Here is a 21,149-nt window from a genome sequence, read left to right on the forward strand (position 1 = left end):
CAGCTACCCGCGCCCCGCCGCCCCGCTGATGGTGCGGTACGGGCCGATCCGATGGCACAGCAGGACGAACGCCGCGCCGGCGACCACGGCGAGCACGACCGCGGCCGCCACCGCCAGCTGCCACCGCGCGGCGGGGACCCCGGCGTCGTGGGTGCCCCGCGGCCCGCCGCCCGCCGCGGCCCCAGCGGGGAGCAGGTTGGCGTCCGACGCGCACACCAGCGGCCGGGTTCCGGCGCCCCGTGTCGCGCACGCGGTGGCCGTGGCGCGCCAGACGTCGGCGTCCGAGGCGCCCATGCGCGCACGCACCGTGTACTCGACCTCGGCACCGGCGGGGAGGTCCGCCGCCCAGGAGACCCCGGTGTCCGTCCGGGCGCCCTCCGGGGCGTGGTCGAGGAGCGCCATCCCCACCGGCAGGGTCTGGTGGACGGCGACCCCTTCGACGTCCTCGGCGCCGTCATTGCGGAGGGTGATCCGGTAGGTGGTGTGGTCGCCCTTGGCCATCGTGTCGAGCGTGTCGGACACCGCGATGGACAGGGCGGGCCGCCCGGCGGTCGCCGGCCCGCCGTCGGCCACCGCGGGCGCGGCGAATCCCCACGCCAGGACCGCGGCGGTGGCCACCGTCCGGATCGGGGCACGCGGCACCGCGGCACCGTTCCGGTACAGGACCATCGCCCCTCCACTCCCCCGCGGCGAACACGCCACCCAAATAGTAACTCTCAGTAATCGTCTGGTTGACGAACGCGCCCCCTGGCGCGTGTGTCGCGCAGAAAGAGGCCGAAACCATGGACACAGTGGAGTTCGAGTTCGACGACGATCCCGACCGCGTCGACCGGGACGCCGTCTGGGCGTTCCTGTCCGAGCACGCCTATTGGGGTCGCGCCCGCACCCGTGCGGACGTCGAGGCGCAGCTCGACTCCGCGTGGCGGGTGGTCGGCTGCTACCGGGCGGACTCCGGCGCGATGGTGGGGTTCGCCCGCGCGTTCGGCGACGGCGCCACCTGCTACCTCGCCGACGTGTTCGTGGCGCACGCCGCACGGGGCCGCGGATTCGGCGGCGGACTGGTGCGGGCCATGATCGAGGACGGGCCGGGGCGCGGCGCCCGCTGGCTGCTGCACACCGCCGACGCGCACGGGCTGTACCACCGGTTCGGCTTCGCGCCGCCCGACGGCACCCTCCTCGAACGCCCGCGCGGCCACCACCCCACTGCGGCCGCCGCCGGCCCTGCCGCCCCCGCCGCGCCGGCCCAGGTGCACCGGGAGTTCGACGCGCGGGTCCTGGTGCGCCTCGGCGCCGCGCTGGACGCGGCGGCGCCCCCGTCCCTGCGGGTCGGCGTGCGCCTGCCGGTCGACCTCGGCGGGGGCGCGATGGCATCACCGGACCTGGTGGTCTACGCGCCCGGCCCCGCCGACGACCCCGCCCGCATGCACCGCCCCGCGCGCGACGTCGTCCTCGCCGTCGACGTCGACTCGGCGCCCGACCGCGCCCCCGGCCCTGACGCGGCACCCCACTCCTACGCCGCGGCGGGGATCCCGCACGTGTGGCGGCTCCGACGCGGCAACGGGGCGCCCGTGCTGGCGGCGGACGCCCTCGACCCCGGCACCGGGCGCCACGTCGAGACCGCCCGCGCCCACCGCACCCTCAGCGTCGACAGCCCCTTCCCCGTCACCGTCGACGTCGCGGCCCTCTACGCCTGACGAGGGCCGCCGCGTCGCACGGTCAGCCGAGGCGCTCGGCGAGGCCCTGGTATTCGACCACCAGGCCGTCGCGGTCGACGGTCAGCTCGAACGCCCCGAACTCGGGGTCGCTGTACTGGTAGCGGTCGCGGCCGCCCGCCGGCGTGCGGCGCGTGTAGCGCTGGGTCATGCGCCGCACGTCGAGGCTCGGCACGTCGATCCAGACCACCGCGACGTCCCGGTACTCGTAGGGGGCGATACCGAGCCGCCGGATGGGCAGCGTGTTGGTGAGCGGCACCGCGGCGACGTCGACGTCCACGCAGCCGTCGAGCCGCGGCACGCGCGCACCGTCGACGGTCCACTGCCCGCCGCGCGCGCTCAGCCGGACCGTGCGGACCCCCTCGGCCGACAGCACCTCCACCTCCGCCTCGCGCGTGACCCACGCCAGGTCGGTGCGGACGGTGAACCGGCAGGAGTACCGCTGCGCGGCGTCGGCCACCATCTCGGCGCCCTCCAGGCGGTACCCGTCGGGCTCCGCGATCAGCGAACCGAGTCCCGATCCCACGGGCACATCGATGCGGCGCCACGCGACGGGGTGTTCGCTCATGTCGGCCATGGGCACCGTTCTACCAACGGAGGCCCTCGGGCCGTAACCCTCGGCGCGCCCGCGATCACCACCGCTCACCCCTACCGGGCACGCGGGAACCGACAGGATGCCCCTCGCGTCTCACCCCGCGCGGCGGCACCAGCGCGTCCCCGCACCCACCCGACAGGAGGAATCCACCGTGGACCAGCTACCGGCGCCCCGGCGCCCGGGCGGGCCGTGGCCGGCGGCCGACGCCGCGTTCGTCAACTCGGGCGCCAGCGGGATCGGCTGCGTCCTCGCGGGGGTCGGGGCGCTGCTGTTCCTCACGGCCTGCGCCGCGGCGGGGGCGATCTGGCCGGAGTCCGTGCTGACCAACGGCGGGGCCGGCGGCGAGCGGATCATCGCGACGGTCATCGCCGTGTTCTTCGGAGCGATCTCGCTGCTCGTGCTCCTCATGCTGCCGGCGGCCCTGCGCACGCACGGCCTCGCTGTCGACGGCCACGGCCTCTGGTACGTCATGCGGCAAGGGGCGGAACTGGTGCCGTGGGCGCAGGTGCGCGCCATCGGCGGCAGCTACACGATGTCGGCGAAGGGGGTCTCGACCAGCCTGGGACAGGCCGCCGGCAAGGCCATCGCCGAGGCCGCCCTCACCGACAACGGACGCCAGCACTTCGCTGTGGAGGTCTTCCTGAACGACCCCGCATTCGTCGCGGGGCGGCGGCGCAACCGCCTCGCGCTGCTGCACGCCGCAACGGAGAAGGAGCCGCCGCCCGCACCGGGCCTGCCGGGCGCGCGGCTGCGCATCGTCATCCGCGGTATCGGCGACTACCGGCAGATGGCGGCGCACCTGCACCAGACGGCGCCCCACCTGTGGATCGGCGAATACCGGCGCTGAGGCCGCGGGGCGCGCCCGGGCGCATCGGCCCCGCCCGGCGGACAAAGCCGGCGCCCTGCCGAAGCAGGGCGCCGACGGGGGGAGCGCGTCCGCCTCCCGAAACGGCAGGGCTCCCCCTCCGCCGAAGAGGGAACCCGGCCGGGTCTCAAGCGGGTCAGTCCCAGTCCAGGCCGCCGCCGGTCTGGTACTCGATGACCCGGGTCTCGAAGAAGTTCTTCTCCTTCGTCAGGTCCATCATCTCCGACATCCACGGGAACGGGTTCTCCGCCGCCCCGAAGATGGGGGCGAGGCCGATCTGCTCCGCCCTGCGGTCGGTGATGAAGTGCATGTACTGCTCGCACAGCTCCGCGTTCAGGCCGAGGATGCCGCGCGGCATGGTCTCGCGGCCGTAGGCGATCTCCAGTGCGCACGCCTCCGTGAGCATGGTGCGGATCTCGGCCTGGAACTCCGCCGTCCACAGGTGCGGGTTCTCGATCTTGATCTGGTTGATGACGTCGATGCCGAAGTTCAGGTGGATCGACTCGTCGCGCAGGATGTACTGGTACTGCTCGGCGATGCCGATCATCTTGTTGCGCCGCCCCAGCGAGAGGATCTGCGCGAACCCGGTGTAGAACCACATCCCCTCGAAGATCACGTAGAACGCCACGAGGTCGCGCAGGAACGCCTGGTCGGCCTCTTGCGTACCGGTCTGGAAGTCGGGGTCCTCCAGGTTCTGGGTGTAGCGCAGCGCCCACGCGTCCTTCTCCGTGATGGAGGGGATCTCGCGGTACATGTTGAACAGCTCGCCCTCGTCCAGGCCGAGGCTCTCGCAGATGTACTGGAAGGTGTGCGTGTGCACGGCCTCCTCGAACGCCTGGCGCAGCAGGTACTGGCGGCATTCGGGGTTGGTGAGGTGCCGGTACACGGCGAGCACGATGTTGTTGGCGACCAGCGACTCCGCTGTGGCGAAGAAGCCGAGGTTGCGCTTGAGCATGAGGCGCTCGTCCTCGGTGAGGCCGTCGCGCGACTTCCACAGCGCGATGTCGGCCTGCATCGCCACTTCGGTGGGCATCCAGTGGTTGTTGCACCCGGCCAGGTACTTGTCCCAGGCCCAGGTGTACTTCAGCGGGAGGAGCTGGTTGACGTCGGCGCGGGAGTTGATCATCGCCTTGTCGGCGACGTCGACCCGCCCGGCGTCGCGCTGGATCTCGCCGAGGCCGGTGGAGTCGGCCGGGTCGGCGGGGGGCGAAACGGATTCGGTGGTCATCGAGGCTGGTCTCTCATCGGATCGGTGCGCGGGGCCCGCCCCGGGCGCGCAGGCCCGGGGCGGGCGGGGGCGGCGGGTCTACTGGCAGGCTTCGCACTCGGGGTCGTCGATGGAGCAGGTGGCGCCCTCGTCGAGGTCCAGCTCCAGCTCCTCCGTGCGGGCCCGCTCCTCGGCTGGCACCACCGCGGGCACCGCCGCCGCTTCGGGTGCGACCGGAGCGGCCGGAGCGGCCGCCGCCGTCCCGGCCGCGACGGCGTTCAGCTTGCCGTCGGTGCCCTTCAGCGTGGACTTCTCCACGTGGGTCGCGCTCTGCGAACGGAGGTAGTAGGTGGTCTTGAGCCCCTTGCGCCAGGCGCGCCGGTACAGCTCGTCGAGCTTGCGGCCGCTGGGCACCGCCATGTACAGGTTCAGCGACTGCGCCTGGTCGAGCCACTTCTGCCGCCGCGATCCGGCGTCGACCAGCCAGGACGAGTCGATCTCGAACGCGGTGGCGTAGAGCTCCTTGAGGTCGTCCGGGACCCGGTCGATCCGGCCGAGGCTGCCGTCGTGCAGCTTGAGCTGGGCGACCATGTCGTCGTCCCAGCGGCCGCGCGCCTTGAGGTCGCGGACCAGGTAGGGGTTGGTGACGGTGAAGTCGCCGGACATGTTCGACTTCACGAACAGGTTGCGGTAGATCGGCTCGATCGACTGGCCCACACCCGTGATGTTGGCGATCGTCGCGGTCGGCGCGATGGCCATGACGTTGGAGTTGCGCATGCCCGTGGCGCGGACCCGCTCGCGCAGGCCGGCCCAGTCGAGCCGGGCGGTGGTGTCCATGTCGAGTTCGCCGCCGCGGGACTCGGCGAGCAGCCGGATGGAGTCGATGGGCAGGATGCCCTGGCTCCACAGCGAGCCGTCGAAGCTGGGGTAGCTGCCCCGCTCCGCGGCGAGCTCCATGGACGCCTCGATGGCGTGGTAGCTGATCAGCTCCATGGACTCGTCGGCGAAGTCGACGGCGCCCTGCGAGGAGATCGGCAGCCGCAGCTCGAACAGGGCGTCCTGGTGGCCCATGAGCCCCAGCCCGATGGGCCGGTGCCGCATGTTGGCGCGCTCGGCCTCGGGGATCGTGTAGTAGTTCACGTCGATGACGTTGTCGAGCATCCGCACGGCGGTGCGCACGGTACGGCGGAGGCGCTCGCGGTCGATCCCGCCAGGGCCGGTGTGCCGGGCCAGGTTCACCGAGCCCAGGTTGCACACGGCGACCTCGTCGGCGCTGGTGTTCAGGGTGATCTCGGTGCACAGGTTGGAGGAGTGCACGACACCGGCGTGCTGCTGCGGCGAGCGCAGGTTGCACGGGTCCTTGAACGTGATCCACGGGTGGCCGGTCTCGAACAGCATGGTGAGCATCCGCCGCCACAGGTCGACGGCGCGGACCCGGCGGTGCACCTTGATCTCGCCGTTGTCGGCGGCCCGCTCGTAGGACTCGTAGCGCTCGGCGAACGCCGCCCCGTAAAGGTCGTGCAGGTCCGGCACCTCGTCGGGGGAGAACAGGGTCCACTCGCCGTCGCTCTCGACCCGGCGCATGAACAGGTCGGGCACCCAGTTGGCGGTGTTCATGTCATGGGTGCGCCGCCGCTCGTCACCGGTGTTCTTGCGCAGGTCGAGGAATTCCTCGATGTCGATGTGCCACGTCTCCAAGAACGCGCACACCGCCCCCTTGCGCTTTCCGCCGTTGTGCGCGAGCCCTGCGGCGGTCATGTAGGACTCGTCGGTCTCCACCTTCAGGTCGAACACCGTGGGGCTGACCGCGGCAGGGGAGGCGTCCCGGACCCGGGAGAAGACCATCCCGCCGTGCTCGATCCAGTTCCGCTTGGTCAGCGGCCGGCACCCCACCAGCTCGGCGATGCCGGACACCGCCGGGACACGGACGTCGAACGCCTTGACCACGCCGGAGGACGAGATCTCCGAGCCGTCCGAACGGCGGCCCACGTGGTCCTGCGCGCGCTCACGGTACTGTCCGGCCGCCGGGACTCCCAGGCGCAGGAGCTGGTAGCGCACCCCCGTGGCGAGCGGGCGCGACGTGGTCGTGAAGTAGATCTCCACACCGCGCGACACCCCGCCGTCGGTCTCCAGAAGCCCTTGCAGGAGGGCCCGCGTCTGCACCTGCGGCAGGTGGCTGAACCTGGCCGCGATGCGCTTGGCGCGGTCGCCGTCGTAGAGGTCCTCGCGGGTGAACGGCAGCGTCGGCTCGCCCGCGCCGGAGATCCGCCCCGTCGCGGCGTCGCGCGTGACGCCGCGGCCCGACGCCCAGTGGATCTGGACGTAGCTCTCGTCGCGCCCGTTCTCCCAGAAGTGGATGCCGCGCGCGGTCAGGTAGGACCGGACGAAGTCGAGGTGCGTGTCGAGTTCCGGGTTGCCCGACACCCCCCACTCGAACCCGTCCTTCGCGAGGTGCCCGTCGCCGAGCAGGATGCCGTAGAGGCGGGCGTCGTCCTCGGTGAACCCCTGGACGGGGGCCACCTCCTTGGGGACGACCTGGCCGACGTAGTCGCCCTTGCCGAGCTCGCCGGCCGCCACCCACTCGGGGCGGACCTTGTCCTCGGCCAGCCACTTCAGCGTCCGGCGGTTCGACTGGTCCAGGGGCACACCCTGGATCGCGTAGAACGGGTGGCCTGCCGTGACCTTGAGGGTGTCGATGGAGTGCTTCACGTTCAGTTCGACCATCGGGTCGGTCTGGCCGTAGAGCATGACCTGGGTGACCTCGCGGTAGTTGCCGCTCAGTCCGAGAACGAGGTCGCCGACCTCCACCTCGCTGATCGGCTTGGCCCCGCCGGCCGTGTAGACCTCGGTGTCGGGCGCGAAGCACTGGTTGACCGCTACTGCGGTGTCGTTGGCGATCTTGAGGAAGGGGACGACGCCCTGGCTCTGGCCGTTGGTGCCCTTGATGTGGGCGCCCATGCCGCGGACGGGGGTCCAGTCGTTGCCAAGGCCGCCGGAGTACTTGGACAGCAGGGCGTTGTTGCTGATGCCGTGGAAGATGCCCTGGAGGTCGTCGCCGACCGTGGTGAGGAAGCAGGACGACAGCTGGGCCCGCTGCGTGCCCGAGTTGAACAGGGTCGGCGTGGAGGCCATGAAGTCGAACGAGCTGAGCAGCTCGTAGAACTCGATGGCGCGCCCCTCGCGGTCGTCCTCGTTCAGCGCGAGGCCCATGGCGACCCGCATGAAGAACGCCTGCGGGAGCTCGTAGCGGGTGCCCGCGCTGTGCAGGAAGTAGCGGTCGTAGAGGGTTTGCAGGCCGAGGAAGGTGAAGTCGAGGTCGCGCTCGGGCCGCAGCGCCGCGCCGAGGCGGGCGAGGTCGAACCCTTCGAGCCGCGGGTCGAGCTGCTCCAGCTCCACGCCCCGGACCACATAGGACTTCAGGTAGTCGGCGTAGCGCCGCGCCATCTCGCCCTGCGACGCCTCGTCGAACCCGCCGGACAGGAACGAGAGCGCTTCGCGGCGCAGCCGGTCGAGCAGCAGTCGCGCGCTGACCTGGGAGTACTCGGGGTCGGACTCGACAAAGGTGCGGGCGGCCATGATCAGCGCCAGCTCCAGCTCGTCCGGGCGGATCCCGGGGTAGAGGGTGCGCCGCGTCTCGGTGAGGACCGCCTCCGCGGAAACGCCCGGCAGGTCGGCGCATGCCTCCTCCACGACCAACCGGACACGCCGCATCGGGTCGGCCGGCGGGGACGCGGACGCCGGCTGTACCGGGGCGACATCGGAGAGGGTCATGCTGGCTCCAACCAAGGTTCGAGAGGACAACGGCCGACCGGGGCGGCGGGGGGCGCTGGCACACGGAGGGAGCGGCCCGATTCGGACACGGCTCCCCCGGAGCGTTGCGCGGCGGCCCACCCACGAGGCCCCGTTCCGTGCACGTGGCGCGTGCACGCTGATGGCAGGTCTTCGGACTCGCGGGCACCGGAGCCGCACAGGGCTCCGTCCTACCGGCCGCCGCTTCCCGGGCGCCATGGCGCGGCGCCCAGTGCTCGGTTGGCGGCTTTCGTTCCCACTCACCGCTGCGGGGCAGTCCCGGACTCGCACCGGGTTCCCTCTTGCCTCACCGGGCGCATCGACCCCGTGAACCACCAGCGGGACAGATACTACATCTTGTGTTCGAGTCTGTGGAACACCGCAAGATAGCGGAGTGTCGGCGCAGAACTGCGGTGTGTCGGCGTGACATCGCGGACCATGGCCGATACTGGAGCGCGATGAGTCATCTGCACATTTTCGACATGGACGGCACTCTGCTCACCGGCACGACGGCCAGTACGCAGATCGCGAAGATCGTGGGGACCGAGTCCGAACTGGCCGAGCTGGAGCGGGCGTTCGCCGCGGCGGAGATCGACACACGCGCATTCTCCGCGGGAGTCTTCGCCCTGTGGGCCGGTCTCACCGAAGCACACGTTACCGAGGCGTTCCGCGCCGGGCCGTTCCTCGACGGGATCGACCGGGTGTGCGCCGACATCCGCGAGCGCGGCGAGCGGTCGCTCGTCATCACGATGTCGCCGGACTTCTACGCGGAGCGCCTGCTGGAGTACGGGTTCGACCGGGTGGCGGCCTCGCGGTTCCCCGTTCTGCCGTTCAGCGAACCGCTCGACAGCAGGAGGATTCTCACTCCGGCCGACAAGGTGCGGATCGTGGAGGAGACCCGGTCCGAGTGGGAGATCCCGGCGGACCGCTGCGTCGCCTACGGCGACTCGATGTCGGATGCGCCACTCTTCCGGCACCTGGCGCACACGGTGGCGGTCAACGCCGACCACCACCTGGAGGGGATCGCTCGGGCCGGGTACACCGGCCCGAGCCTGCTGGATGCCTACGCGTCGGGGCGCGCCCTCATCGACCCGCGGTGACCGGGGGTGCGCCCGCCGGCGCGCCGTAGGTGAGGCGGCGCAGCAGCGCCTCGGCCGGGCCGCGCCGTCCCGCGCGGTGGCCGAGGTCGGCCACGACCACCGTCGCCAGCCAGACCGCGACGCCCACGAGCACGGCCGCGGTCACGTTCAGGAATCGGGTGAGGTCGAGGGTGTAGGCGTAGAACAGGACGAACCACGCGACCGACTGGAGCAGGTAGCAGGTCATCGACCACTGGCCGCAGGCGGCGAGCGCGGTGGCGATCCGGCCCGGACCGGCCGGCCGCCGGACGAGCCGCGCGGCGACCAGGGCGATCAGGGCCGCGTAGCCGAACCCGCCGGCGTACCCGGTGAACAGGTGCAGGACGAAGAACGCCGACGTCGCCCAGGTTCCGGGGTCCGCGATCGCGCCGGTGATGATCAGCACCTGCGGGACGCCGCCGAGGACCGCGACCGGGATGCCGATCGCCGCGGTGCGCCGCAGCAGCGCGCGATGCTGTTCGGGCTGCTCCATGATGCGCTGCTGCGCGGCCCAGACCCCGATCAGGACGGGCGCGATGGAGGTCAGTGCGAGCAGGACCGCCATGATCGGCCACGCGGTCGCGCGCCCGGCGACGTCGGCGGGCAGGGAGTCCGGTGCGGGGATGCCGGCGGAGCCCGCGAGGGCGGTCATCCCGAGCATGCCGGCCGAGTAGAGCAGGGCGCCCGCGCCGCCGAGGAGCGCCGCGGTGGTGAGGATCCGCCGCGGCGTCCACCGCGGGGCGCCGGCGAACGCCAGCGCGAGGATGCCGTAGGCGGTCAGGATGTCGCCGGCGTAGAGCAGGACGACGTGCAGGAAGCCGAAGGCGATGAGCCAGCCGCCGCGGCGGCGCAGCAGCCTGCGCGCCGCGCGGGCGCCGTTGGTGGCGTCCTGGCGCCGGGCCACCATGACCAGGCCGTAGCCGAAGAGCGCTGCGAACATCGGGTAGCCGCGAGACTCGGCGAACAGGGTGACCAGGCTGCTCGTCACCGTGTCGGCGGCGCCCAGGTCGGCGGTGTGGCCGGTGCCGGGGAGGAAGGGGAACGCGAAAAGGTAGGCGTGCACGACCGCGATGATCAGCAGCATCATGCCGCGTGCGAGGTCAGGGGGGAGCGACCGTCCTGCCGCTGCGATGGGACCCGTCGCGGCTCGGGTGGCTGGGCGGGACATCGGGACTCCTCATAGGGGTGAAGGGGTGCGCGGTCGTCGGCCGGTGTACGGTCGGGACCACTGATTAGATACGCGATCGTATCTAATAATCGCCATATAAGCTACGCGTTCGTATCTAAAGGGAGTGGCGGGATGAGCGGTGCAGCGTCCGGGCGGACCCGGCGGCGCGGGGCGGAGCTGGTCGACGCCATCCGGGCCGCCGCGATCGAGGAGCTCATCGAGGTCGGATTCGGGCGGCTGACCATGGAGGGCATCGCCAAGCGCGCGGGAACCGCGAAGACCTCGCTGTACCGGCGCTGGGCCTCGCCGCGGGAACTGCTGATCGACGCCTACTACGAGCAGTTCCCACAGGAGGAGCCCAGCCCGGCGGCCGACGACCTCCGCGGCGACCTGCTGCGCAGCCTCCGGTTGATGGTCGATTGGATGCGCACCCCCTCCGCGCGGGCCCTGGGGACCATCATGTTCGAGCGCGAACGCGACCCCGAGTTCGTCGCGGCCATGGTGTCCCGGGTCTTCGACGCGCGCGGCGGCCGCTTCACCAAGACCGTCCTGCGGCACTACGCCGACCACGGCGTCGTCGACCCCGCCCGCCTCACCCCCGTGGTGGTCGACATCGGCGAGGCGCTCGTCCTCAAGCACAGCGTCGACGCGACGGCACTGCCCGGCGAGGAGGAACTCGCCGCCATCGTCGACGAGGCCATCCTCCCCGCCCTCGGCCTGCCCCCCTCACAGTGAGCTGACCAGCGCCCCGACCCGACCGCGGTGCTCCGCGCCGCTCCAATGCACATGACTTCGAGCACGGGCCTCCACCCAGCGCAGAGAACACGGGTTGCCGCCCCGGCCTCGTGCCGCCAGCAATGGCCGAGAACGTCCTGCCCCCCAGCGGACCTGGGCAAGGCTGCCGGGCAGCCTGGCTCCTGTCCCCTGGGGTCAAGGACGCCCTCGCCCCCGGACGCCCTCTGGAGTCAAGGACGCCCTGGCCCCAGACGTCTTTGGAACGGACGCCCGCGCCCACGGACGGGGACCCGTCCTATCCGACCAGGGCGGGTTGCGGGGCGAACGCGGTCGGTACCGTACCGGCGAGCGCCTTGACCTCGCGGTTCAGGTGCGGCTGGTCGGCGTAGCCGACCGCAGCCGCGACCTCGGCGAGGGGCAGACCGGCGCGCACGCCGTCGAGGGCCCTGCCCATGCGCAGGATCCGCTCCAGCGTCTTCATGCCGTACCCGAACGCCGCCTCGCAGCGGCGGCGCACCTGGCGCTCGCTGAGACCCACCTCGTCGGCCACCGCGGCGACGGACGTGCCGCCCGCCGCGCGGACCCCCGCGAGAACGGCGGACACCACCGGGTCGGCCGCCGGAATGCGGCCGTCGGCCCCAGCGAACGCGCGGTCCAGGACCGCCGCGGGGTCGGCCGCCGCCGCCAGGCGCTCGGCGAGCTCCCGCGCCGCGCGGGCCGACCACAGGTCGTCCAGCGGGACCTGGAGGTCGCGCAGCTCGGCCGCCGGGACGCCCAACGCCGCCGGGCCGGTGCCCGGGTCGAACCGAATGCCGAAGACGCGGGCGCCGCCGCCTTCGGTGGCCAGCCGGGCACGGGTGTCGGGGCCGACGGCGAGCAGGGCCCCGCCCGACCAGACGACGTCCATGCAGCCGTCGGGCAGCACCCGGATGCCCGAACCGGACCCCGGCGTGCTCCACAGCGCGGCGGCGGCGCCGGCGCGCGCCCGCCGTTCGACGTACATCAGAACCCCCCGGTCCACTCTAGGCCGACCCGTCGGCAGCGGCCGGGCCGTCCGGCCGACCCGCCGACAGCGGCCCGCCGTGGACCGCACGCCGCCCGCCGCGGGGTCAGCCGTCGAGGAGGTGGTCGAACTCGTCGTCGGCCAGGCCGAGGTCGCCGCCGATGCGGAACCGGATGCGGAGGAGCTCCTGGAGCAGGTCGCGGACGTACGGGGTGGCGTCCTCGTGCCGGAACCGCCGCACGCCGAGGGTCGCCCACTCGTGCGCGCCGCGCAGGTCGTCGTGGGCGTAGAGGGTCTCGGTGATGTGCAGGACCGTGGGCAGGTTGCGGGGACCGTCGTCGCTCACGCCTTTGAGCTGGTCGTAGGCCGCCTCGATGCGGTCGAGTTCGAGCAGCGCGCCGCATTGCAGCGCGCGGGCGTCGATGATGGTTGCGCCGCCGTCGTCGATGGCGCGGCGGTAGGCGGCCGACGCGCGCTCGAACTCCTGGGCCATCTCCCACTGCTCACCGGCGCGGACGAACAGCTCCGCGCGGGAGATCTCGCTCTCGGGGGCGACCGCGTTGGCGAGTTCGGTCAGCTGCCGCGCGGTCTCGGCGTGCTCGCCGGACTGCACGGCCCGGAACTCCAACCGGTCGAGGTCGGCCGTCGTCACCCGGATCACTGCCACCTCCTGCCGCGGTCGAATACGTCGGCGCCGTGCGCGACGGGATTCGCGTGTCCATTCCTTCATACCGCCACCAGGGCCGGTGCGCGGCTGCGACCGTGGAACACGTCCGGGTAGGGCGGCTATGTCCTGGCGCGCTCCAGGGCGTCCCAGAATCCTTCGCGGAGCGCGTCGCGGACTTCGTCGCGGAGCAGGAAGTCGATCGGCAGGGCCGAGCCCTGGAGCAGGCGCGCCTCAAGGTCGGACGGCATCCGCGGACGGCGGGCCAGTACCGCTTCCAGCCAGAGCATGGGTGCGTCGCGCGCGATCGACTCGGCGAAGTCGGAGCCCTCTTTGCGGGCGACCCGCACCGCCTCCTCGGCGCTGCGGGTCGCGGCCGCCCCGGGGGCGACGTAGTCGACGCGCGGGGTCGGGCTGGTGTAGGGCCCGTGCTGGACGCTGTGGTCGGGGCGGGGGCCAGTAGGTGAACCGAAGCCCGTGTGGGCGGCGGCGCTGCGTGCGCCGCTCTCAGTCCCCGTACTGACCCCATAGGTAGGGTTTGGGCCGCTGTTACCCCCGTATCCCGGGTTCTCCCCGGTGTTCGGTCCGTACCGCGGGTCCTGGCCCGGTGGTGTGCCCCTCGATGGCGGTATATCGCGTTCGTACTGGGTGCCGCCGCCCATCAGGGGGTCGCGGTGCGCGCCCGTGGTGTGGGGCCCCGGCCCGTAGCCCCCTTGGCGCTGGTCGTGCATGTTCGGGGCCGGGCCGCTCGCGGGGTCGCCGTAGGGGCGGGCGGCGCCGTTGGCAGGGTTCGCGAAGGACTGGTTGGGGCCCGTGGACGGGTTCGCGAACGAGGGGTTCGGCCCGGTCGAGGGGTTCCGGAACGACGGGTTGGGCCCCGTGGACGGGTTCGCGAAGGACGGATTGGGGCCCGTCGACGGGTTCGGGAACCCGGGGTTCGCGCCCGCCGGCGGTGTGCCGCCCATGGGCGGCTGCTGCGGCGCCGGCGGGTGCGGCCGGCCCCCGGTGGGGAAGCCGTTGGCGTCGACCGGACCGGACGGCGTGCGGGAGGGGTCGATACCGCCGTTCTGCGGGGCCAGGTGGTCGCCGCGCTGCTGGGCGGCGATGCTCTGCTGCATGGCGCGGAGCTGCTCCATGGCCGACCCGGGAACGCGCCCCTGCGTGCCGGTGTCGTACATGGGCTCGGCCGCCGGGACCGGCACCGGTGCGGGCTCGGGCCGGGCGGACCCGGCGTGCGCGGCAACGGGCTGGCGGACGGTGCTCGGCACGCTGTGGCCGTGTCCGTTGCCCATGGGCATGGTGGTGTCGACCGTGGGGTCGCCAGCCGCCGCGCCCGACAGCAGGGTGACGTGCGGGCGCAGGTGCCCCACGCCGATCTCGATGAGGTCGTCGCACTCGCGGCGCAGCGCGCGCGAGATGGTCCAGTTGCCCTCGACCGAGATGTGCACGACGGTGACGCGCACGCCGAGGTCCTGCACCTCGGAGACGACCTGCGCCATGTCCTCGTCGCCGCTCACGAGCACGGCGTCGCACAGCACCCCGGTGCGGGCGAGGGTCAGGACGTCGCGCTGGACGTAACTCTCGACCCCCTCCCTGCGGCCCGGCCGGATGCTCGCCGCCCGGAACTTGATGCCGGGGATGTCGGCGATTCCGTCCTGCTCCTGTGTGCGGCGGCCGTCGGCGGTGGCCTCGTACCAGTAGCAGCGGAGCAGCGGGAGGCCGGTGCGGTCGCTCGCCACCTCGGTGAGGAGCTGCATCAGCCCGGAGTAGTCCCACGACACGGAGTCGCGGTTGCGCGTGCCGTGCACGGCCATCGCGCCATCGGCGAGCAGGTAACCGGCGTCTACGAACAGCGCACAGCGATCCACCCGACACCGTCCCTTCGTTCGGTCCGGCCGGCCCCGGCGGGTGCGGGGGAAGGAGGTCCTTCCGGCGTCCACCGCGCGGCCACGGACAAGCCGGGGCACAGCCTAGCCAAGTCTGTGCGGATTTGCGTGCCCGCACCGCCTCGCGGTGTCGCATCGGACGGCGCGGTGCGGGTCGGGGTCGGACCCCCGCACAGGCCGCCACCTGCGGTGACCATGGGGTCACGGCACTTCGGGTGTCTCATGTTCGCATGGACGATGTGACGGCGACGACCCCGGCGAGGTAGGCGTCGCCGGTCGATACGAGATTGAGCTCCGGCCGGTCCGGGAGCCGCGAGCTGAAGCGCGCGACGTCGTTGCCGAAGGTCAGGGTGTCCCCGACCGCTCCGCGCGACGCGCTCGCGAACGCGTTTCCGGCGGTGCGCCGCGCCCCCTGCGGGGTGAGCGGGGCGTCGTTCAGCAGGACCCGGTCGCCCTCCAGCCCGGCGTCGCCCTCCCATGCCGCGACGTCCACGGTGGCGGGCACCGCCCTCGGGGTCAGCCCGGCGAGCGGGAAGCGCAGCCCGCTCTCGTCCTGGAAGACGCTGCCCGTGCCGTCGAGGACCATGGCCTGGTTGTACGCCTCAGCGGGGTCCTCCAGCACCACGACCAGGCTCCACCCGGCGTAGGCGCTCACGCCGGTCTCGGTGGGGGCGTCGGCGACCCACCACTCGCCCCCGCCGTGCGCGGCGACCTGCTCGGTGACGTCGGCGAACGCCTTGTAGGCGGAGTACCCGGGGAGTTCCGCCGACTCGACCTCCGAGGCGCGGACCGTGGTGTAGGCGGCGGCGCCGGGCCCGCGCAGCTTCGCGTCGGCGCCCTCGCGCGCGCCCACACCGGAGAAGTACAGCCCGGCCCAGCGGACCTTGCCGCCCTCGGGCAGGGTCCAGCGCGCGGAACTGGACGACGTGGTCGACGGGTCGCGGTCGCGGTCCATCGGCCGCATGTCCCACAGGTCGTTGTCGAGCTTGTCGCCCTTGCGCTGCTGCGCCTGCGCGCACGGGCCGTCGTCGTCCGGCGGCTCGGGCGAAGAGCTCGGCGGGGCCGAGGGGGTGGGGTCGGCGGGTGCGGTGGGCGCGGGGGCGGGGTCGTCCGGGATCGGGAGCCGGGGCAGGCGCGGCGGCGCAGTGGGCGCCGTGGGTTTCGGCGGCTCGGGCGCGCGCAGGCCGGGGCCTTCGGTCGGGGCGTCCCCGCCGGGCAGGGCCGGGGGCGCGGGCCGGTCGTCGGCGTCGGGGCCGCCGGGCGGGGCCGTGGGCGGGGTCGTGGGCGGGGTCGGCACGGCAGGGCCGGTCGGCGGGTCGGTCGGGGTGTCGGCCGGGGTGTCGGGCCACCACGGCCACGGGTGCCCGTCGCCGCCCTCGTCCTCCTCCTCTTCCTCATCGACGCAGCTCAGGAGGGCGTTGCCGACCGATTCGGTGCGCACGGGGCCGGCGGTGGCGTAGCGCGCCGCCATGCCCTCGGGGTCGACGCCGTGGCTGCCCTCGCCGACGGCGTCGGCGGTGCCGGAGCTGACGGAGATGCGCGGCGGGTCGCCCTCGCTCGCGTTGCCGGCGACGTCGACGTCGAGGTACTCGGAGCTGTCGGCACCGGCGTCCATGCCCATGAGCACGCACTCGGCGCCGGTGTCGGCGGGGCTGCAGGTCCAGCCGTCGCCGCCGGCCTCGGGTGCGGGGGCCGCCGGTGCGGCGTTGCCCCGGCCCGGCGCCGACGTCAGGGTGACCCCCTCGGGCAGGTCGATCGATGCCACGACGTCCTCGGCGGTGCGCTCGCCCGTGTTGCGGACGTTCATCACGATGATCCCGGGCTTGCCGGGGACCAGGGAGCCGACGGGGTCGATCTCCGCGGCGAACGCCGGCGTGCCGGGGGGCCGCGGCGGTTTCGGGGACGGCGCGGGGTCGCGGGGGTCGTCGGGCCGCGCCGGATCGGGGGCGGCCGGGTCGTCGGGGTCGGCCGGCGGATCGGCCTGGGGGGCGCCGGGCGGCGCAGCGGGCGGGGCGCCGGGCGGGTTGCCGCCCCCTCCGCCGCCGCTGCCGCCGCCCGGCCCGCCGCCGGAACCGCCGCCACCGCCGCCGTCTCCCGGCGGGGCGGGCTGCCCCGGCGCCGCAGCGGGCTGCTCGGGCTGCGGCCGCAGGGGCTGCTCGTCGCTGACCAGCGCCAGCGCGGCGGCGGCCGCGACGGCCACCGCTGCGGCACCCGCCGCGGTGGCCTGCTGCTGGCGCTTGGGCATCCGCCCCCACCAGCCGCCGGAGAACGCTCCGGCGGGCAGCGCGGCGAGGTACCCGGCCGCCGCGGGGCCGGCGAACAGGGGGAGGACGATCCCGCGCAGCCCGACGTTGACGTCCATGAGTTCGGCGTAGACCGCGCGGCAGTCGCCGCAGCCGTCGAGGTGGCGGTCGACCGACGCGGTGTCGCGCTTGGCGAGCCCGTCCCTGACGTAGGCGCCGAGCTGATCGAGCGTCGGGCGGCACGACTCGGCGGGGGCGCCGCTGGCGAGGTGCATCTGGAGGTACGCCTGGCGCAGCCCCTCGCGCGCCCGGTAGGCCAGCGCCGCGACACTGTTGGCGCTCATGCCCAGGTGGGGCGCCACCTCCCCGGGTTTGCTCCCCTCGATCTCGGTGTGCCACAGCACCGACTGCCACCGCTCGGGCAGGGAGAGGAAGGCGCGGGCGATCAGGGAGCGCTCCAGTCCTTCGAGCGCGGGGTCGACAAAGGGCTCGCCGCGGTCGAAGGACTCCATGTCGTCGGTGACGACCTGCCGCTTGTCGCCTCTGGAGCGGTCGTAGACGACGTGCCGCACCGCGGTCAGCAGGTACGGGCGGAAGCCGTCGCGGGGGCCGCCCCCGCGCTGCACGACGCTCAGCACCCGGGTGAACGCCTCGGCGACGACGTCGTCGACCTCGGCGTCGCCGCGCACCATCTGCCGGGCGAGGCCGCGGGCCGCGCCGTGATGGCGCTCGTACAGGGTCGCGTACGCCCCGGTGTCGCCTTCGCGAACAGCGTCGATCAGCCGATCGTCACCTGAGAGCACCTCGGTGTAGTCGTGCTGCGGCTCCGTCATGGCCTGACCTCTCCACTGGCGCCGGGTGTCCCCATCGGCGCAACGGCGGGCGCTCAGCGGGGCCACTGAGCGCCCGCGCCCCTCCACTCGCTCTTTGCCTCTGCGTGACTCTTCGATTACCGCGAGATCACCTACGGAAAATATCTCCTAACCCGCGTCATGACCGCCAGCATTCCGCGTGATTGGGGGTGAAGACGCTCGCGGCGGCCCTCCGGAACGGGGGCGGGCCGCCTCGGGCGGACCCGACCGGCGGAGTACCGAGCAATCAGGAGGAGGCCAGCATGGGGAGGTCCGAGGCGGACGGCCGCAGCCTGGTCAGCGGCGCGAGAACCGGGTCGAGGCGACGGCTGCGGGCGCAATGGTGCGCCCGCAGCCGGTCGGCGGGGTGGGACCCGCCCGACGACTGGTGGACCCCGGCGGTCGACGCGGTCTGCGCGGCTGCGGCGGCCGGTGCGGACATGACCTCCGACTGCGCGCGGTTCGGCCGGGCGCGGGCGCGGTCGGGGCGGACGATCGGCACGGCACTGGACGACTTCGCCGCGCTGTGCCAGGTGCTCGACTGGGACGAGCCACCGTTCCCACTGGTGAAGGCGCTGGCCGAGGGGTGGGTCGACGGCGGCCGGTCGACGGAGGACTGCCAGGACCCCCTCACCGGCCTGGCGACAACGGCCTACCTGCGCACCCGCCTCAGCGAGCTGTACCGGGGCGCTGCGGTGTCCCCCGCGCTGACCCACCGGATGGTCATCGTCTCGCTGGACGGTTCGGCCGACCCGTGGCGGCGCACCGCGCAGCTGATCGTCATGGGCCACGAACTGCGCCGCTACTTCTCGCACGGGGAGTCGCTCGCGCTCCTCAGCAGGAGCCGCATGTGCGCGCTGGCGCCGGTCGACACCGGGCTGCCGGACCGGGTCGCCTCGATCCGGCGCGACTTCGGGCGCGAGCACCAGGCCGAGGTGTGGAGCGTGCCGCTCCCCGCGACCTACGAGCACGCATGGGAGTTCGTGAGCGACGTGGGGAAGCCGCCAATGGAGACCTGACCCCCGAACGCCGCCGGCGCGACGGTCTGGTTCGAGGGGGCTGGACCGAATGCCGGCGGCAGGGCCGGTCGCGGCCGTCCGCTGAGGGGGCGGACACCGCGCCGGCCGCCGGAGCCTTCGGGCTCCGGCTGAAGGCCGGTCCGGATCCGGGTCTTCTGGCCCTCATGGGAGAGGGCGGCCTCGTGAACCGACCGGTAATCCGGTGAACGCTACCCGTCGCGTTCACCGGACGTAGAAAGGGGCGCGTCCGCAAGGGGAGGCGGGCGCGCCCCGACCATTCGTCCCGTGATGGGACGTCGGTCCGATGCCGTGGCCGGAGATCCGGAACGCCGGCCGGCCGACCGGCCCGGATCAGTCGTCGTCGCCGGCGAGGACCTTGCCGCTCTTGGCGTCGATGGCGACCTCGCCGCCGTCGTCGCCGCCGCGGTCATCGCGGTCGTCGTCGCCGTCGTCGTCACCGTTGTCGTCGCGGTCGTCACCGTTGTCGTCGCGGTCGCCGCCGTTGTCGTCGCGGTCGCCGCCGGCGCCCTCGAAGCTCCAGTGCGCGATGCGGTCGTCCCGGTCGTCCCGGTCGTCCCGGTCGTCATCGCGGTCATTGTCGCGGCCGTCGAACCCGGCCTCGGTCGGTGCGGCGCCCAGGTCCTTCTCGGCGGCCTTGTAGGCCTCTGTGAGACTCACCTTCGCGTCGACCGCCTGGAGGTCCTCGGCGTCGGCGCTGCCGTCGCGGTCCGACTGGGCCTTGCCGGTCGCGGCGTCGACGCGGACGTCGTAGTCGCGCTTGCCGTCGGCGACGACGACCTCGGCCTCCCAGGTGCCGTCGTCGAGCTCGATGCTGTGGACGACCCCGCCGGGCACCTCGTCGGCTGCGATCCCGGCCGCCTTGAGCAGGTCGATCTTTGGCGCGCCGCTCTGGCCGCCCGTGCCGCCCTTGCCGTTCTCGGTGCCGTCGCCGGCGGCGGTGACCGTGTTGGCGCCGGATCCGGCGGCGGGGCCGCCGCCGTCGTCGGTGGCGATGGCGAGCCCCGCGCCGCCGAGTGCGAGGAGGCCGACGGTCGCACCGCCGGCGATGAACATCGGGGTCCTACCGAAGGACGTCGTGCGCATGTCGGTTCCTTGTCGATCGGCGATTCGTGTCGCTTGCGTCGTTTCGCTTGCAAGACCCACTCTCGCCGAGCGCGCACTAGCCGCACGCTGCCGCAGGGTTAACGCGCCCCTAAACGCGCGGCGGCGCTACTCGGCGAGCAGCGCGTCGACGAGGGCCACGGGGTCGCCACCCGTCCGGACCAGGTCGGACACCGGCCAGCCGCGCAGGCCGGCGAGTCGCGCGCAGGCGGCGAAGCGGGGATCGGTGAGCAGGTAGCGGCACGGGGCGTCGGGCCAGTCCGGTGCCGGCGGCAGCGCCTCCGTGTAGAAGTCGGGCGGGCGGGGCGCGGCCGCCCCCGCGACGGCGAGGCCGCCCGCAGCGGGCCGGGCGGCCGTCCCGTCCTCCTCCGGCAGCCCGGCGGGGACCTGCGCGGCGACGAGGCCGGCCCGGTCGGTGCCGCCGGGTTGCGGCAGCAGCGCGTCGACCAGCGCGTACCCGGCGACCGGGCGCCGCGCCGCCCGCTGCGCGGCCGCGATGGGCGGCAGCAGCGGGCCGGCCCCCGCCGCCGCGACCAGCAGCAGCGGGGTGTCCGGCGCGGCCGCGGCGATCTCCAGGCTGGCGCGGGCGACGTAGCGCGCGGCGTAGGGCGGCCGGTCGTCGTCGCCGATCGCGGGTGCCAGCGGGGAGCGGCCCCGCCGCAGCAGCTCCGCCGCGACGGCGTCCCACCCCGATGCCGCCCTGCCAGGCCCGTGCAGCAGGACGGGCGTCGCGGGTGTCACGTGCCCGCCCGGGTCTCGGCGGCGACCCACTCCAGGTACAGCGGGTTGCCGCCGACGATCGGCGTCGCGACGACCTCGGGGACGTCGTAGGTGTGCTCGGCGACCAGGTGCGCGGTCAGCGCGTCGAGGCGGTCGGCCGAGGTCTTGCAGACGATGGTCCACTCCTCGTCGCGGCACACCTCGCCCGCCCACCGGTAGAAGCTCACGATCGGCCCGCCGACCTGCGCGCACGCCGCGAGGCGCGCCGCGATGACCGAGTCGGCGAGCCGCTCGGCCTCCTCTCGTGCGTCGGTGGTGACCTCCACCCGGACCGGTCCGGTGCCCGTCCCCGGATCGCTCATCGCGCGTCTCCTCTCTCCGCTGCCGTCGACCGGTGCCGCGCGCCGCGGCCGGTGCCCCCATCCGACCATGGAGCGGGTGCGCTGCGGTTA

The 21,149-nt window shown here is 73.5% G+C and carries 17 protein-coding genes and 1 riboswitch; of the genes, 5 read left to right on the top strand and 12 right to left on the bottom strand.

Features of this window, described 5'->3' with window-relative positions; all coding sequences use genetic code 11:
* Positions 1 to 3 precede the first annotated feature (3 nt).
* Positions 4 to 669, bottom strand: a complete 666-nt coding sequence (locus tag CLV63_RS17795; protein ID WP_106584256.1) for a DUF11 domain-containing protein — start codon at positions 667 to 669, stop codon at positions 4 to 6.
* A gap of 113 nt (positions 670 to 782) precedes the next feature.
* Here CLV63_RS17795 and CLV63_RS33605 point away from each other — a divergent pair, with 113 nt between their 5' ends.
* Positions 783 to 1,694: a Uma2 family endonuclease gene (locus CLV63_RS33605; RefSeq protein ID WP_170134252.1), complete on the top strand. Its 912-nt coding sequence runs from the start codon at positions 783 to 785 to the stop codon at positions 1,692 to 1,694.
* Positions 1,695 to 1,716: 22 nt separating this feature from the next.
* Here CLV63_RS33605 and CLV63_RS17805 read toward each other — a convergent pair whose 3' ends face one another.
* The gene (locus tag CLV63_RS17805; RefSeq protein ID WP_106584257.1) at positions 1,717 to 2,289 is read right to left on the bottom strand and encodes a putative glycolipid-binding domain-containing protein; all 573 of its coding nucleotides are present in this window, start codon (positions 2,287 to 2,289) and stop codon (positions 1,717 to 1,719) included.
* Positions 2,290 to 2,458: 169 nt separating this feature from the next.
* On the opposite strand from CLV63_RS17805, the gene CLV63_RS17810 reads away from it, so the two are divergent.
* Entirely contained in the window at positions 2,459 to 3,154 is a 696-nt protein-coding gene (locus tag CLV63_RS17810; protein ID WP_106584258.1) for a hypothetical protein, read from the top strand.
* A 154-nt stretch (positions 3,155 to 3,308) separates the two neighbouring features.
* Here CLV63_RS17810 and CLV63_RS17815 read toward each other — a convergent pair whose 3' ends face one another.
* Positions 3,309 to 4,400, bottom strand: coding sequence for a ribonucleotide-diphosphate reductase subunit beta (locus CLV63_RS17815; protein ID WP_106584259.1), 1,092 nt, complete (start codon positions 4,398 to 4,400; stop codon positions 3,309 to 3,311).
* A 78-nt stretch (positions 4,401 to 4,478) separates the two neighbouring features.
* Positions 4,479 to 8,150 (bottom strand): ribonucleoside-diphosphate reductase subunit alpha, encoded by a 3,672-nt coding sequence (locus CLV63_RS17820; protein WP_106584260.1) that lies wholly within the window; start codon positions 8,148 to 8,150, stop codon positions 4,479 to 4,481.
* Between the two features lie 145 nt (positions 8,151 to 8,295).
* Positions 8,296 to 8,520: riboswitch (cobalamin riboswitch) on the bottom strand.
* 106 nt (positions 8,521 to 8,626) lie between these two features.
* Here CLV63_RS17820 and CLV63_RS17825 point away from each other — a divergent pair.
* The gene (locus tag CLV63_RS17825; protein ID WP_106584261.1) at positions 8,627 to 9,268 is read left to right on the top strand and encodes an HAD family hydrolase; all 642 of its coding nucleotides are present in this window, start codon (positions 8,627 to 8,629) and stop codon (positions 9,266 to 9,268) included.
* Here the strand turns inward: CLV63_RS17825 and CLV63_RS17830 are convergent.
* The gene (locus CLV63_RS17830) at positions 9,252 to 10,454 is read right to left on the bottom strand and encodes a DUF418 domain-containing protein (protein ID WP_106584262.1); all 1,203 of its coding nucleotides are present in this window, start codon (positions 10,452 to 10,454) and stop codon (positions 9,252 to 9,254) included. The genes CLV63_RS17825 and CLV63_RS17830 overlap by 17 nt on opposite strands.
* Positions 10,455 to 10,586: 132 nt before the next feature.
* Between CLV63_RS17830 and CLV63_RS17835 the strand changes: the two genes are divergently transcribed.
* Positions 10,587 to 11,189, top strand: coding sequence for a TetR/AcrR family transcriptional regulator (locus CLV63_RS17835; RefSeq protein WP_106584263.1), 603 nt, complete (start codon positions 10,587 to 10,589; stop codon positions 11,187 to 11,189).
* Positions 11,190 to 11,484: 295 nt separating this feature from the next.
* Here CLV63_RS17835 and CLV63_RS17840 read toward each other — a convergent pair whose 3' ends face one another.
* From CLV63_RS17840 to CLV63_RS17855, 4 genes are all read right to left on the bottom strand, one after another.
* A complete protein-coding gene (locus CLV63_RS17840; protein WP_106584264.1) occupies positions 11,485 to 12,192 on the bottom strand; it encodes a helix-turn-helix domain-containing protein in 708 nt (235 codons plus the stop codon).
* A 106-nt stretch (positions 12,193 to 12,298) separates the two neighbouring features.
* On the bottom strand, positions 12,299 to 12,853 hold the full coding sequence (locus tag CLV63_RS17845) for a hypothetical protein (protein WP_170134253.1): 555 nt from the start codon (positions 12,851 to 12,853) through the stop codon (positions 12,299 to 12,301).
* A 125-nt stretch (positions 12,854 to 12,978) separates the two neighbouring features.
* Positions 12,979 to 14,724, bottom strand: coding sequence for an NYN domain-containing protein (locus tag CLV63_RS17850; RefSeq protein WP_106584265.1), 1,746 nt, complete (start codon positions 14,722 to 14,724; stop codon positions 12,979 to 12,981).
* Between the two features lie 238 nt (positions 14,725 to 14,962).
* Positions 14,963 to 17,818, bottom strand: a complete 2,856-nt coding sequence (locus tag CLV63_RS17855) for a sigma-70 family RNA polymerase sigma factor (RefSeq protein WP_106584266.1) — start codon at positions 17,816 to 17,818, stop codon at positions 14,963 to 14,965.
* A 281-nt stretch (positions 17,819 to 18,099) separates the two neighbouring features.
* Here CLV63_RS17855 and CLV63_RS17860 point away from each other — a divergent pair, with 281 nt between their 5' ends.
* Positions 18,100 to 18,855, top strand: coding sequence for a hypothetical protein (locus CLV63_RS17860; protein WP_106584267.1), 756 nt, complete (start codon positions 18,100 to 18,102; stop codon positions 18,853 to 18,855).
* A 351-nt stretch (positions 18,856 to 19,206) separates the two neighbouring features.
* On the opposite strand, the gene CLV63_RS17865 is transcribed toward CLV63_RS17860, so the two are convergent.
* From CLV63_RS17865 to cutA, 3 genes are all read right to left on the bottom strand, one after another.
* Positions 19,207 to 19,959: a PepSY domain-containing protein gene (locus CLV63_RS17865; RefSeq protein ID WP_106584268.1), complete on the bottom strand. Its 753-nt coding sequence runs from the start codon at positions 19,957 to 19,959 to the stop codon at positions 19,207 to 19,209.
* Between the two features lie 126 nt (positions 19,960 to 20,085).
* Positions 20,086 to 20,718 (bottom strand): hypothetical protein, encoded by a 633-nt coding sequence (locus CLV63_RS17870; protein WP_106584269.1) that lies wholly within the window; start codon positions 20,716 to 20,718, stop codon positions 20,086 to 20,088.
* A complete protein-coding gene (gene cutA / locus CLV63_RS17875) occupies positions 20,715 to 21,059 on the bottom strand; it encodes a divalent-cation tolerance protein CutA (RefSeq protein WP_106584270.1) in 345 nt (114 codons plus the stop codon). Before cutA ends, CLV63_RS17870 begins: the two co-directional genes overlap by 4 nt.
* Between the last annotated feature and the right edge of the window lie 90 nt (positions 21,060 to 21,149).

The sequence above is a fragment of the Murinocardiopsis flavida genome, assembly GCF_003014485.1.
GTDB classification, from domain to species: domain Bacteria; phylum Actinomycetota; class Actinomycetes; order Streptosporangiales; family Streptosporangiaceae; genus Murinocardiopsis; species Murinocardiopsis flavida.